13 protein-coding genes and 1 tRNA gene are annotated in these 14,163 nt (G+C 61.1%); 12 read left to right on the top strand and 2 right to left on the bottom strand.

The genetic code is table 11. The annotated features are described in order from the left end of the window. Positions 1-22 precede the first annotated feature (22 nt). The 8 genes from glpD to glpK all read left to right on the top strand — a co-directional run bounded on the left by glpD (position 23) and on the right by glpK (position 9,288). Positions 23-1,543 carry a glycerol-3-phosphate dehydrogenase gene (gene glpD / locus NKH38_RS10800; RefSeq protein WP_352543561.1) on the top strand — a complete coding sequence of 507 codons (1,521 nt, stop codon included), beginning with the start codon at positions 23-25 and terminating at the stop codon, positions 1,541-1,543. A gap of 38 nt (positions 1,544-1,581) precedes the next feature. Next, positions 1,582-2,661 (top strand): ABC transporter ATP-binding protein, encoded by a 1,080-nt coding sequence (locus tag NKH38_RS10795; protein WP_352759939.1) that lies wholly within the window; start codon positions 1,582-1,584, stop codon positions 2,659-2,661. A gap of 10 nt (positions 2,662-2,671) precedes the next feature. Next, the gene (locus NKH38_RS10790) at positions 2,672-3,763 is read left to right on the top strand and encodes an ABC transporter ATP-binding protein (RefSeq protein ID WP_023730147.1); all 1,092 of its coding nucleotides are present in this window, start codon (positions 2,672-2,674) and stop codon (positions 3,761-3,763) included. Next, positions 3,764-4,630, top strand: a complete 867-nt coding sequence (locus tag NKH38_RS10785; protein ID WP_023670975.1) for a carbohydrate ABC transporter permease — start codon at positions 3,764-3,766, stop codon at positions 4,628-4,630. It begins immediately after the preceding gene. A 1-nt stretch (position 4,631) separates the two neighbouring features. Next, positions 4,632-5,546, top strand: coding sequence for a carbohydrate ABC transporter permease (locus NKH38_RS10780; protein WP_023730146.1), 915 nt, complete (start codon positions 4,632-4,634; stop codon positions 5,544-5,546). 67 nt (positions 5,547-5,613) lie between these two features. Beyond that, on the top strand, positions 5,614-5,901 hold the full coding sequence (locus tag NKH38_RS10775; protein WP_023670977.1) for a DUF2160 domain-containing protein: 288 nt from the start codon (positions 5,614-5,616) through the stop codon (positions 5,899-5,901). 77 nt (positions 5,902-5,978) lie between these two features. Further along, a complete protein-coding gene (locus NKH38_RS10770; protein WP_023670978.1) occupies positions 5,979-7,706 on the top strand; it encodes an ABC transporter substrate-binding protein in 1,728 nt (575 codons plus the stop codon). Positions 7,707-7,794: 88 nt separating this feature from the next. After that, positions 7,795-9,288: a glycerol kinase GlpK gene (gene glpK, locus NKH38_RS10765; RefSeq protein WP_023822225.1), complete on the top strand. Its 1,494-nt coding sequence runs from the start codon at positions 7,795-7,797 to the stop codon at positions 9,286-9,288. 91 nt (positions 9,289-9,379) lie between these two features. On the opposite strand, the gene NKH38_RS10760 is transcribed toward glpK, so the two are convergent. Then, complete coding sequence (locus tag NKH38_RS10760) at positions 9,380-9,880, bottom strand: BA14K family protein (RefSeq protein WP_352758293.1); 501 nt, start codon at positions 9,878-9,880, stop codon at positions 9,380-9,382. 322 nt (positions 9,881-10,202) lie between these two features. Between NKH38_RS10760 and NKH38_RS10755 the strand changes: the two genes are divergently transcribed. Both NKH38_RS10755 and NKH38_RS10750 read left to right on the top strand, forming a co-directional pair. Beyond that, positions 10,203-10,278 (top strand) — tRNA-Lys (locus NKH38_RS10755). A gap of 317 nt (positions 10,279-10,595) precedes the next feature. Continuing rightward, the gene (locus NKH38_RS10750) at positions 10,596-11,252 is read left to right on the top strand and encodes an outer membrane protein (RefSeq protein ID WP_023700773.1); all 657 of its coding nucleotides are present in this window, start codon (positions 10,596-10,598) and stop codon (positions 11,250-11,252) included. A gap of 186 nt (positions 11,253-11,438) precedes the next feature. Here NKH38_RS10750 and NKH38_RS10745 read toward each other — a convergent pair whose 3' ends face one another. Next, entirely contained in the window at positions 11,439-11,579 is a 141-nt protein-coding gene (locus NKH38_RS10745; RefSeq protein WP_352759929.1) for a hypothetical protein, read from the bottom strand. A 729-nt stretch (positions 11,580-12,308) separates the two neighbouring features. Here NKH38_RS10745 and NKH38_RS10740 point away from each other — a divergent pair. Together NKH38_RS10740 and NKH38_RS10735 are read left to right on the top strand one after the other, a co-directional pair. Continuing rightward, a complete protein-coding gene (locus NKH38_RS10740) occupies positions 12,309-12,842 on the top strand; it encodes a J domain-containing protein (RefSeq protein ID WP_352447244.1) in 534 nt (177 codons plus the stop codon). A gap of 686 nt (positions 12,843-13,528) precedes the next feature. After that, positions 13,529-13,915 (top strand): hypothetical protein, encoded by a 387-nt coding sequence (locus NKH38_RS10735; protein WP_352447243.1) that lies wholly within the window; start codon positions 13,529-13,531, stop codon positions 13,913-13,915. The last annotated feature ends 248 nt before the right edge of the window (positions 13,916-14,163 follow it).

Below are 14,163 nucleotides of genomic sequence, written 5' to 3'. Positions count from 1 at the left end.
TGCGAAATCGCGGGAGGGATTTGTGGACGCAGTCCGTGACATCTTCGTCATCGGTGGCGGCATCAATGGCTGCGGCATCGCCCGCGACGCCGTTGGGCGGGGCTTTTCGGTATTTCTCGCCGAGATGAACGACCTCGCCAGCGGAACCTCCTCCGGTTCGACCAAGCTGATCCATGGTGGCCTGCGCTACCTCGAATTCTACGAGTTCCGGCTTGTGCGCGAGGCGCTGATGGAGCGCGAGGTTCTGTGGAAGAACGCGCCGCACATCATCTGGCCGATGCGCTTCGTGCTGCCCTATGCCAAGGGCCTGCGCCCGGCCTGGCTGATCCGGCTCGGCCTGTTCCTCTACGATCATATTGGTGGCCGCAAATTGCTGCCGGCTACCCGGACACTGGACATGTCCAAGGATCCGGCCGGCAAGCCTCTGAAGCCGCTATTTCACAAGGCCTTCGAGTACTCGGACGGCTGGGTCAACGATGCCCGGCTGGTGATGTTGAACGCGCGTGACGCCGCCGACCGCGGCGCCACCATCCGCACCCGCACGAAAGTCGTCGGGGCGCGGCGCGAAGGCGATCTGTGGGCGATCCGCGTGGAAGACGTGCAGACGGGAGAGGCCGAGGAGGTCAAGGCCCGGCTGCTGGTCAATGCCGCCGGTCCATGGGTCGACCACGTCCTGTCGACCACCGTGGGCCAGAACGACGTGCACAATGTGCGCCTGGTGCAGGGCAGTCATATCGTCATCAAAAAGAAGTTCGATGATCCGCGCGCCTACTTCTTCCAGAACAAGGACGGGCGCATCATTTTCGCCATCCCTTACGAGGAAGAATTTACGCTGATCGGCACCACCGATCGCGACTATCCCGGCGATCCGCATGACGTGAAGATCAGCGACACCGAGATCGACTATCTCTGCGCGGCGGCGAGCGAATATTTTGCTGAAGCCGTGACGCGTCCCGACATCGTCTGGACCTATTCGGCCGTGCGCCCGCTCTATGACGACGGCGCTTCGAAGGCGCAGGAAGCGACCCGCGACTATGTGCTGAAAGCCGATGGCGGCGGGGGCAAGGCGCCGATCGTCAACGCTTTCGGCGGCAAGATCACCACCTACCGCCGGTTGTCGGAATCGATGCTGGAAAAGGTCGAAGGTTTTCTCGGCAAGCGCGGCAAGCCGTGGACGGCGAACGCGCCCTTGCCGGGCGGCGATTTCCCGGCCACCGGTTTCGACGTCCAGGTGGCGAAGCTGAAGAGCGCCTATCCTTTCCTCGACCAGCTCCTGGCGCGTCGGTTGACCAGGCTTTACGGCACGCGCGCGCAAGTGCTGCTCGGCCTTGCCAAGTCGAACGCCGATCTCGGCCGCAATTTCGGCGCTGATCTCTATGAGGCCGAGGTACGCTACCTCAGCGAAAATGAATGGGCGCTGACCGCCGAAGATGTATTGTGGCGTCGCACCAAGCGGGGTCTGCATCTCAGCCGCGAACAGGCCTCGGCGCTTGACGAATTCATGCGCGGCATCAGCCGGCGCCATGTCGCGGCAGCGGAATAGGGAAGGCGATTGATGCACAAAGCCTGGGAGGAGGCATCATGCTGGAACTGAGAAACGTGACGAAGATGGTCGGCGCGGTGGAGCATATCCGCGACGTGTCGCTGACGCTTCAGCACGGCTCGCTCAACGTTTTGCTCGGGCCGACACTGTCGGGCAAGACCAGTCTGATGCGGCTGATGGCCGGACTCGACGTGCCGACCACCGGTTCAGTCTGGTTCGACGGCCAGAATGTCACCGGCATGCCGGTGCAGCAGCGCAAGATCGCCATGGTCTATCAGCAGTTCATCAACTACCCCGCGATGACCGTCTACGAGAACATCGCCTCGCCGTTGCGCGTCGCCGGCACCGACCAGGCCAAGATCGACAAGGAAGTCCGCAACGCGGCAGGGCTTTTGAAGCTCACACCCTATCTCGACCGCACGCCGCTCAGCCTGTCCGGCGGCCAGCAGCAGCGTACGGCGCTGGCCCGCGCCATCGTCAAGAATGCCAGTCTGGTGCTGCTCGACGAGCCGCTCGCCAATCTGGATTACAAGCTGCGCGAGGAGTTGCGCGCCGAGCTGCCCAGGATATTTGCCGCCGCCGGCACCATTTTCGTCTACGCCACGACCGAGCCGCATGAAGCCTTGCTGCTCGGCGGCAATACGGCGACGCTGTCCGAGGGGCGGATCACCCAATTCGGGCCGACCATCGACGTCTTCCGCAAGCCGATCGACCTGGTGACGGCGAAAACCTTTGCCGATCCGCCGCTCAACACCATCGTGCTGGCCAAGAAAGGTCCCGATTTCCTTCTCGAGGGCGGCGTCAAGCTGCCGGTACCGGCCGAACTCGCCGGCATTTCCGACGCCAACTACACGATCGGCTTCCAGCCGCATCATCTGTCGCTCGAGCGGCCCAACGCTGCCGCGGTGCCTGTGCGCGCCAAGGTGACGATCACCGAGATCACCGGCTCGGAAAGCTTCATCCATCTCGATTTTGCCGATGCGCGCTGGGTCATGCTGACCCACGGCATCCGCGATTTCGAGCCCGACGCCGAGATCGAGGTGTTTATCGATCCGCGTCACATCATGGTCTTCGACAGCAACGGCAGCGCCGTCACCGCGCCGAAGCTTGCGGCCTGAGGGGGGAGAGATGGCGCGCATCGACGTCAACCATGTCAGGCACTCCTACCTGCCCAATCCGCAGAAGGATGCCGATTTTGCGCTGCGGGAAGTGCACCACACATTCGAGGATGGCGGCGCCTACGCGCTGCTTGGGCCTTCGGGTTGCGGCAAGACCACGCTGCTCAACATCATTTCGGGACTTTTGCACCCCTCGCACGGTGAGTTGCTGTTCAACGGCAAGGACGTCACCAATCTGTCGACGCAGGAGCGCAACATCGCGCAGGTGTTCCAGTTCCCGGTCATCTACGACACCATGACCGTTTACGACAATCTTGCCTTCCCGCTGCGCAACCGCGGCGTGCCGGAGGCCGATGTCGACCGCAAGGTGCGCGAGACGCTGGAGATGATCGACCTGGCGTCGTGGGCGAAGAAGAAGGCGAGGGGCCTGACCGCCGACCAGAAGCAGAAGATCTCGCTCGGCCGCGGCCTGGTGCGCTCGGATGTCAATGCTATCCTGTTCGACGAACCGCTGACGGTTATCGATCCGCACATGAAGTGGGTGCTGCGCTCGCAGTTGAAGCAACTGCACCGCCGCTTCGGCTACACCATGGTCTATGTCACCCATGACCAGACCGAGGCGCTGACCTTCGCCGACCAGGTCGTCGTCATGTATGATGGCGGCATCGTCCAGATCGGCACGCCGGCCGAATTGTTCGAGCGCCCGCGCCACACATTCGTCGGTTACTTCATCGGCTCGCCCGGCATGAACGTCATGCCGGTGGCGATCGACGGCAAGACCGCGACGATCGGCAGCCAGCGCATCGAGCTGCCCGGCGCGCCAAAGACCGCCGCTGGGAGCTCCGGCGCCATCGAACTCGGCATCCGCCCCGAATATGTCAGGCTCGGCCGTGACGGCATGGCGGTTAAAATCAGCAAGGTCGAGGATCTCGGCCGCCACAAGGTGGTGCGCGCCAGCCTCGAAGGCCGCGAGATCGCTGCCGTCATCGGCGAGGACGAGAGCGTGCCGGCCGACCCAAAGGTTCGCTTCGATCCGGCCGGCATCAACATCTATGCCGATTCCTGGCTGGTTGAGATGGGGCGTGTCGAGATGGGGGCATAGATGGAAAAGACCTGGAACAACAAGGCCTGGTTCCTGGTGCTGCCGGTGCTGGTGCTGGTGGCGTTCTCGGCCGTCATTCCGCTGATGACGGTCGTCAACTATTCGGTGCAGGACACCTTCGGCAACAACGTCTTCTTCTGGGCAGGCACCCAGTGGTTCGAGGAACTGCTGTCGTCCAGCCGCTTCTGGGAAGCCATGGTGCGCAACCTGATCTTCTCCTTCATCATCCTGGCCATCGAAGTGCCGCTCGGCATCTTCATCGCGCTCAACATGCCGAAGAAGGGTTGGGGCGTGCCGGTCTGCCTGGTGCTTATGTCGTTGCCGCTGCTCATTCCGTGGAACGTCGTCGGCACCATCTGGCAGGTCTTCGGCCGCAACGACATCGGCCTGCTCGGCTACTACGTCAACGCGCTCGGCATCGACTACAATTACGTGCAGGATCCGTTCGACGCCTGGGTCACCATCATCATCATGGACGTCTGGCACTGGACCAGCCTTGTCGTGCTGCTCTGCTATGCCGGCCTGGTTTCGATCCCGGATGCCTTCTACCAGGCGGCCAAGATCGACGGCGCCTCGCGCTGGGCGGTGTTCCGTTATATCCAGCTGCCGAAGATGCAGCGTGTGCTTTTGATCGCCGTGCTGTTGCGCTTCATGGATAGCTTCATGATCTACACCGAGCCCTTCGTCGTCACCGGCGGCGGCCCCGGCAACTCGACCACCTTCCTGTCGATCGACCTCGTCAAGACCGCGCTCGGCCAGTTCGACCTCGGTCCGGCGGCCGCCATGTCGCTGGTCTACTTCCTGATCATCCTGTTGTTGTCGTGGGTGTTCTACACCGTGATGACCAACTACGACGCGGAGCGCTGAGATGAGCGGCGCCAACGAAAGAGCCGACAGAGTGAGCGAAACCACCGCTTCGGGAAAATTGGCGAGCACGCCTTCGCAGGATCAGGTCGCCCGGCTGATGCGCAAGCGCGGCGAGGAATCGCGCTGGTGGTGGATCGTGCCGACGATCTACATCATCGTGCTTCTGCTGCCGATCTACTGGCTCATCAACATGAGCTTCAAGACCAATGCCGAGATCGTCTCCTCGCTGACGCTCTATCCGCATCAGCCTACGATCGCCAACTACGTCACCATCTTTACCGACGCCTCCTGGTATTCGGGCTACATCAATTCGATCACCTATGTGGTGATGAACATGGTGATCTCGGTGGCCGCAGCGCTGCCGGCGGCCTACGCCTTTTCGCGCTACCGCTTCCTCGGCGACAAGCATCTGTTCTTCTGGCTGCTGACCAACCGCATGGCGCCGCCGGCGGTGTTCGCGCTGCCGTTCTTCCAGCTCTATTCGGCCTTCGGCCTGATCGACACCCACATCGCGGTGGCTCTGGCGCACTGCCTGTTCAACGTGCCGCTGGCGGTGTGGATCCTCGAAGGCTTCATGTCGGGCGTGCCCAAAGAGATCGACGAAACAGCCTATATCGACGGCTACTCCTTCCCGCGCTTCTTCGTCAGGATATTCATGCCGCTGATCGCCAGTGGCATCGGTGTCGCCTGCTTCTTCTGCTTCATGTTCTCATGGGTCGAACTTTTGATCGCCCGCACGCTGACCACCACTGACGCCAAGCCCATCGCCGCCACCATGACCCGCACCGTTTCGGCCGCCGGCATGGATTGGGGCCTGCTCGCCGCCGCCGGCGTGCTGACGCTGATCCCCGGCGCGCTCGTCATCTGGTTTGTCCGCAACTACATCGCCAAGGGCTTCGCCCTGGGGAGGGTGTGATGAAACAAAAGCACGGGTTCATCCTCACCACCACCGCCAAGGGCTTTGCCCTGGGGAGGGTGTCACCATGAATCTCGACCTCACCTGGATGGCGTGGACGTGGCCGACGGCGGCGTTCTTCGGCACCATTCTTCTGCTGCTGTGCGGCATGGCGTTTTGGGAATTTGCCTCGCCGGGCGGCAATCCGCGCGTCGGCATCCTGCGCTTCGAGACGACGCGCGGCGACCGTCTTTTTCTGTCGCTGCTTGGCAGCGCCTTTATCCATCTCGCTTGGCTGGGTCTTGTCGGATCCAACCTGTGGTGGGCTCTCGCTCTCTCCGTGGTCTACGCCGTCGGCGTGTTCCGCTACGTATAGAGGGGGAAACTGTTGGATCGACCGCGTGCCGGCGGCCGTTCCAGATCGCACTTGAAACCTAAATGTGGAGGAAACCTATGCGACGGCAATTTTTAACATCAACAACTGCCCTTGTCCTGTTGCTCGGGGTAGGCAACGCCTACGCCGGAATGGATGAGGCCAAGGCGTTTCTGGACAAGGAAATCGGCCCGCTGTCGACGCTCGACCGCGCCGGCCAGGAAGCAGAAATGCAGTGGTTCATCGATGCCGCGAAGCCTTTCGCCGGCATGGACATCAAGGTCGTGTCCGAAACCATCGCCACCCACCAGTATGAATCGCAGGTGCTGGCGCCCGCCTTTACCGCCATCACCGGCATCAAGATCACGCATGACGTCATCCAGGAAGGCGACGTCGTCGAGAAGATCCAGACCCAGATGCAGACCGGCCAGAACCTCTATGACGGCTGGGTCAACGATTCCGACCTGATCGGCACCCACTGGCGCTACCAGCAGGTCCGCAACCTGACCGACTGGATGGCGGGCGAGGGCAAGGACGTTACCAATCCGAACCTCGACCTGAAGGATTTTATCGGCACCTCCTTCACCACCGCGCCGGACAAGAAGCTCTATCAGCTGCCCGACCAGCAGTTCGCCAACCTCTACTGGTTCCGTTACGACTGGTTCAACGACGAGAAGAACAAGGCCGACTTCAAGGCGAAATACGGCTACGACCTCGGCGTTCCCGTCAACTGGTCGGCCTATGAGGACATCGCCGAGTTCTTCACCGGCCGCGAGATCGACGGCAAGAAGGTCTATGGCCACATGGACTACGGCAAGAAGGACCCGTCGCTCGGCTGGCGGTTCACTGATGCCTGGCTGTCGATGGCCGGCAACGGCGACAAGGGCCTGCCGAACGGCCTGCCGGTCGACGAATGGGGCATCAAGGTCAACGAGAAATCACAGCCGGTCGGCTCCTGCACGGCGCGCGGCGGCGACACCAACGGCCCGGCTGCCGTCTACTCGATCCAGAAATACCTCGACTGGCTGAAGGCCTACGCTCCGGCCGAAGCCCAGGGCATGACCTTCTCCGAATCCGGCCCGGTGCCGGCACAGGGTGCGGTCGCGCAGCAGATATTCTGGTACACCGCCTTCACCGCTTCGATGGTCGACGCCGGCGCCAAGGCGGTGCTGAACGACGACGGTACGCCGAAGTGGCGCATGGCCCCGTCGCCGCATGGCGTCTACTGGAAGGACGGCATGAAGCTCGGCTATCAGGACGTGGGTTCCTGGACGCTGATGAAGTCGACGCCGACCGACCGCGCCAAGGCCGCCTGGCTCTACGCGCAGTTCGTGACCTCGAAGACGGTCGACGTGAAGAAGAGCCATGTCGGCTTGACCTTCATCCGCGAAAGCACGATCCACGACAAGAGCTTCACCGAACGTGCGCCGAAGCTCGGTGGTCTGATCGAGTTCTACCGCTCGCCGGCCCGCGTTCAGTGGTCGCCGACCGGCACCAACGTGCCCGATTATCCGAAGCTGGCACAGCTCTGGTGGCAGGCGATCGGCGACGCCTCGTCCGGCGCCAAGACGGCGCAGGAAGCCATGGACTCGCTCTGCGCCGAGCAGGAAAAAGTCATGACCCGCATCGAGAAGTCGGGCGTCCAGGGCGATATCGGCCCGAAGATGGCCGAAGAGCATGACCTCGCCTACTGGAACGCCGACGCGGTCAAGAATGGCAATCTCGCTCCTCAGCTGAAGATCGAGAACGAGAAGGAAAAGCCGATCACCATCAACTACGACGAACTGGTGAAGAGCTGGCAGAAGTAATCTTGGCGTACCCGCCAGGATCATAGTGAACGGGGAGGCGGCATCTTGCCGTCTCCCCTGTTTGTATAGGCAGCTACCGGGAGGACTAATGACCGGATACATCCTTGCAATCGACCAGGGTACGACATCGACCAGGGCGATCCTGTTCGACAGCGCGATGAAGGTCGCCGGCAGCAAGCAGCAGGAATTCACGCAGCATTATCCTGCCTCCGGCTGGGTCGAGCATGATCCGGAAGAGATCTGGGCAAGCGTCGTCGCCACCGTCAAAGGCGCGCTGAAGGCCGCCGGCTGCGACGCCTCCGACGTGGCGGCGATCGGCATCACCAACCAGCGCGAAACCGTCGTCATCTGGGACAAGGCGACCGGCAAGCCGATCCACAATGCCATCGTCTGGCAGGACCGCCGCACCGCGCCGCTGTGCCAGAAGCTGAAGAAACACGGCCTGGAGAAAAAGTTCACCAAAAAGACCGGCCTGCTGCTCGATCCCTATTTCTCCGGCACCAAGATCGCCTGGATGCTGGACAAGGTGAACGGTGCGAGAAAGCGCGCCGAAAAGGGCGAACTGCTCGCCGGCACCATCGACAGTTTTTTGATCTGGCGGCTGACCGGCGGCAAGGTGCATGCGACGGATGCCACCAACGCCTCGCGCACGCTGGTCTACAACATCGAGAAAAATGTCTGGGACGACGAGCTGCTCTCCATCCTGCGCGTCCCGGTGGCGATGCTGCCTGAGGTCAAGGATTGCGCCGACGACTACGGCGTGACGGAAAAAAGCCTGTTTAGCGCCGAAATCAAAATCCTTGGCGTGGCCGGCGATCAGCACGCAGCGACCATCGGCCAGGCCTGTTTCGAGCCAGGCATGATGAAATCGACCTATGGCACCGGCTGCTTTGCGCTGCTCAACACCGGCGCCGATCTGGTGCGCTCGAAGAACCGGCTGTTGACCACCATCGCCTATCGGCTGAACGGCAAGACCACCTATGCCTTGGAAGGCTCGATCTTCATCGCCGGTGCCGCCGTGCAATGGCTGCGCGACGGCATCAAGGTGATCGGCAAGGCCGAGCATAGCGGCGTTTTGGCTGCAACCGCCGACCCAACGCAGAACGTCTATCTGGTGCCGGCTTTCGTCGGTCTCGGCGCGCCGCATTGGGACGCCGAGGCGCGTGGCGCGATCTTCGGGCTGACCCGCAACTCTGGCCCGGCGGAGTTCGCCCGCGCGGCGCTGGAATCCGTCGCCTACCAGACGCGCGATCTCCTCGACGCAATGCGCAAGGACTGGAAGGGGGCGTCGGCCAAAACCGTGCTTCGCGTCGACGGCGGCATGGTGGCCTCCGACTGGACCATGCAGCGGCTGGCCGATATCCTCGATGCGCCGGTCGATCGCCCGACCATTCTGGAGACGACGGCGCTGGGTGCGGCGTGGCTTGCCGGCTCGAAAGCAGGCGTGTGGCCGAAGGCGAAGGATTTTGCCAAGAGCTGGGCGCTCGAGCGCCGCTTCAAGCCGGACATGGATGCCGACACCCGCTCGGCAAAACTGGCGGGTTGGCGCGACGCGGTGCGCCGGACATTGAGCGCGTCCTGATTTCGCACTTAAGACCAAGTCCGCGAAAAGACGAAGCCCGCGCCCATTGCCGGCGCAGGCTCCGTCCTACCCTAACTTCGCCCTAAACACATCAATAGGGCGAATTACACTGCCGCCGAGGGCCGTAGTTGGGCTGGAATGTGTTGTCCGAGGCGCGGTAGGAGCGATAGCGGTCGTAGCACCACTGCACATGCGCATCGCCGCCGTAGACGCGGTTGTTCTCGCTGTTGACGATCGCACCGGTGATCAAGGCGCCGGTGGCGAAGGCAGCCAGCGGGAACCAGTAGTCGCCGTGACGGCGATAGCCGCGGTGATATTCGCGATAGCCGCGATGGCCATTCCAATAGCTGCCGCTATCATTGTTGCGCGAGAACTGGCGGCCTACGCGGAAATCGCGATTGCCGGAATTGCGGTTGCCGTGGCGCATCCACCGCCAGTTGTCATGACGAGAATCGCCCACATTCACGATGTCGGACGAAGTTGCTGATGACTGGGGCACGAACATCTGGGCGGCATTGGCCGGCATAGCGGCGGCCGCGGCAAACGAAATTGACAGGGTGGTCGCCAGTAGACCCGTTGCGATCTTGTTCATGATCTTCTCCTTGAAGGGTGGTTGACGTCCCTTGTGAGACGAAAACGGCCCGCTCGTGCGATGGTTCCCACCAAAACAGTAAGTTGCTGATTTGTAATGTTTCTCGAACTCGGCGCGTGAGAAAAGGCGCGTCTCGCGCGCCAACAGATCGAAGCGGCGACCACGTTGCGGGAGCGGCTCACCGGGCTGGTGACGACGCAATTTGCGGCGCGTCTGGCGATGGCTGAAACCCCGGTCGAAGGGCCATCTTTTTCCGGTTGACCGGTCGCGGCACTCTCCCTATGTTCCGCGCAATTTCGAGGGCGGCCTTTAGAGCCCGCGGGAGCGCGTAGCTCAGCCGGTAGAGCAACTGACTTTTAATCAGTAGGTCTCGGGTTCGAACCCCGACGCGCTCACCAAAAACTGAAGAAAATCAAGGATTTGCGGGAGGTGAGGGCGGCCTTTTGTGTCCGCTGAAATCCATGTCCGCACTATGTCCGGAAAACTGGCCATTGTTTCGTCTGTGACAGTGCCACACTCGCCTTGGTTGATGCGACATCACGAGGCGATCATGGGTGTGATTGAGGACGTTCGAATAGTCGACTGGCCGGCGATCCCCTCAATTCACGTCGACGGACTCAACGGCGGCAACTTAGCCGACAGGTGTGGCTTACTAGCTACATACAAGGTTGCAGGTTTATGGCACTAAGTTCCTGACATTGTGCTGGGGATTCCGATGAAAGCCTTTCTTTTCGCTTCACTTATCGCGCTTTCGGTGACCGCGCCGGCGATCGCCGCCGACACCATTACTGCTCCTGTGGACACCCCTGAATGGACCTGGCAAGGACCTTACGCTGGTATCTTCGGCGCGGGGACGCTGGAACACTACAAGATACATGAGCCGAACATTGGTGCCGGTGCTACCCACAGCCCAGGCTCGGCAACAATCGGCGGCTTTGCGGGCTATAACTTCCAGTCCGGCACGATTGTCTACGGCCTCGAAGGCGAGCTTGGGTATCGCTTCAAAAAGAACACCTTCAACGACATTCCAGGACCAGGCGTCCTCGACGCATCCACCGGGTTGTTCGGCTCTGTAAAGGGTCGAGTCGGCATGGACATGGGCGCGTACATGCCGTTCGTCACTGCGGGTGTAACCGCGGCGAAGTTGAAGACGTTCTATCCAGGTGGCGACGCGGAGCGCGATGCCACCTTGGTAGGCGGCATCGTTGGAGCAGGTTTAGACGTCGCACTCACCCACAACGTGTTTTTGCGCGGAGAGTATGATTTCTCCTTCTTTGGCAAGAAATCGCTAGAATATTGCGGTGGCGGGTGCACACTCGAACACACGGTTCAGACGCACGACTTCCGCGTCGGCGTCGCGATGAAATTCTAGCAGTAGAGAGATCGCCCGCCAGCGTGAGCCGGCGGGCTTTCGGGAGGCACTCTCTGGCCACAAGAAACCCGCCGCTGTGAGGGGGCCCAAGGCGGCGGGTTCTGCACCTTGAATAGAGCGGCCGTATTCCTGAGAAAGCCGCTGCACGACATAAACCCGCAGAGGCGGCTCTTGTTCCAGACAATTTTAAGAACCGGCCAGCACTTCCTGCGATTTCAGATCCTCGCCCCACATGACGGTTTCGCCATAGGTGTCCGGGCATCGCTCGTCGTCTGCGGTTTCCACGTCGTCGCAAAAGTCGGCTTCCATCAAATCCAATGCCGTCACCAGCGACAGCGCCCGGTCCAGGAGATCGTTAAGCCGCTTCTCGATCGACTGGCGCCAGACGCGCGGGTCTGTTCAGGCGCTCCGAGACCAAGGGGTCAACCGGCTACCCTCAGAAGCAGTGCGACACCGATCGCATAGGGGATCAGCACTGCCGCCAAGGCGACCCACATGCCCGGATCGGCGAATACCTGCATCTGGCTGCGAAGCTGTTCCATTGCACCAAACGGCAAAAGGCCCGCTGTGTTTCCAAAAGCGCAAAAAAGCCGGCCACCTTTCGGCAGCCGGCCAGTTCCAACAGAAGGGAACGTTGCACTGATGGGGCAGTGCAACGCCCGAAGTGTTTCGAGGCTACAATGTTCCGAGGGGATTCACATCGAACCCGGTTCGATCTAGAATCTGGTCATGGAAGCGACCTTCGACTGTATCTCCAACGTCCACACAGAGCCCCGCCAGACGCATGACGTAGCGTCAAGAATCAGATATCGCTTGTGTTGCGGCGGACCTGATTACCGTCCGGCCGGCGCTGATCAGGCAATCTCCCACTGCGGCGCCGGCCATTTTCGTTGCACCCCGCGCGGGAGCCGCCTTGGCTGACGTCCATTAGCTCCCGCTCATCTTGACCCCGGGCGCAATGTATTGTCCGTATGAACTCGACGAGTGAGGGCACTGCATCGCCATGTAGGCGGTCGGCCCCCGCGGCCGTCGAGCGATGTTTGAGGGAGCAGCGCATTGTTCGTCGATTACTACGAACTCTTGGAGATCAGCCCAAACGCCAACTCGGAGACACTTGAGCGAATATTCCGCTACTTTGCGATGCGCTATCATCCCGACAATCAGCAAACTGGTAACGAAGCCCGCTTCAGCGAAATAGTAGAAGCACACAACGTCTTGAGGGATCCCGTTAAGCGCGCCCAGTACGATATCTCCTATCGAGAGCATGCCGGTGAGCGGCTTAAATTGGTCGAGGAGGCAAGCGACCCCAAAGGGGTCGAGAAGGATGCTTTGGTCCAGGCCAAACTGCTTTCGCTGCTCTATGTGAAGCGCCGCCAGGATGTCGGCAATCCGGGCATTGGCGACGTCGAAATCGAACGGTTGTTAGGCTGTCCACCAGAGCATCTGGAGTTTCATCTCTGGTACATGAAGGCAAAGGGATGGATTGCAAGAATTGAGAACGGGACAATCGCGATCACGGTTGAAGGCGTCGATCGCGCCGATTCCGAACTGCGTCGCGATACCACCATTCGGCTCCTGAGTAGAGACTAGAGAGGGTATCTGCCCAAGATTTCGCAAGGCTTCAAGGGAGCCTCGCGCGTCATGTGCCTCCGGTTCCCGATTGCCGCGCTGCCCGGGCTCTGGACCTAACACATAGCGGTAGAGCTGTGCCTCGTTGCGGAATGCTTTGTCGACAAGGCTGTTGTTGGCAAACCCACCATCGACGTCGACGATCTCCAGGCTGATTGGTTTTTCACCAGCCGAAAGGTCGTCGGGGTCTTTGACCATCGCCGGCCAGAAGGCGCAGTTCATCAAATGGGACGGGACAGGACCGGCACAGCCGCGGGAGAAGCCTCCAGGCTAGTTCTCCTCGCGGAAGTCCTGCAGTGAGGCGTGGCGGAGGTCCTCCTAGCCGCGCAGGTGCTTCACAGCTCAAGCTCATACGGGCACTCGGGAAGGGACCGAGTTTAAATCGGGTTATGGTTGCAGCGCGGATTAGACCATCAGGCTTAATTGCTGCGCTGTCATTCTGCGGGTAGGATCGGGGTGTGGTTAATGCCACTCTCCAGTGTGGTCGGCACCGTCACGTCACCCAACTGTAACGTTGCCCCCGACAGCGCCGACCACGCTCAATGTCGGCCGATTAGGCCGGGGCCCCCCGTGTACGAAACCGTACCTTTGAACCTCCTTTGCTAAAAAGAGAGTAAACAAATCCCTTCGCCGGAAGGGAGGCCGCGATGGATACAAAGAATTTAGAAATCGCACGTGCGGTGATGGAAACCAGCTTTCAGTTGCAGAGCCGGTCGATGACCGGAACAGCTGCGTTCCGCAGCCAAATGGACCACACCCGGCAAGCCATCCAAGACTCGCGCGAACTGCTCAAGCGCCTTCGCCAACGCTACCGCGAAGATATGGCCCAGGTGCTCGAAGCCGAGGACGATCTCGCGCCGATGCGCGTATCGGGGTTCGATGCCGACGTTCTCCGCTCCGCATTTCAAAACCTAGTCAGGGATGCAGACGTGCCCGAGTGTCAGTGGCGCGTTGTCGCTGAATGCTTGGTACGCGAATATGTCGGGTGTGAGCAGATCGAAGCCGGCTTGCTGGATTGGATCACGAAGAAGTAGTGCCCGTTTTTGTTGCGAGAAACCCGCCGCGCTGGCCTGGCACGACGGGCTCGATTTGCGGCTACATCCTTTCGGCATCGACCGCAGTGTCTCAACTTAGGACACCAGAAATTGTTCCGCCGGCCGTTCAGCAACCTTCCGTAGTCTTTTTTACCTGCCCAGGGGCTGCGGAACTGGCGCTTGTGTCCTGCTGGCCAGGCGCGGCCTGCTTGGCGCTACCTGTCTGTTGTCCTGGCGCGCAGTCCTTG

The organism is Mesorhizobium sp. M1078 (genome assembly GCF_040318615.1).
Classification (GTDB): Bacteria; Pseudomonadota; Alphaproteobacteria; order Rhizobiales; family Rhizobiaceae; genus Mesorhizobium.
The sequence above is the reverse complement of the archived record's forward strand: the minus strand, read 5'-3'. Positions and strand labels throughout refer to the sequence as shown.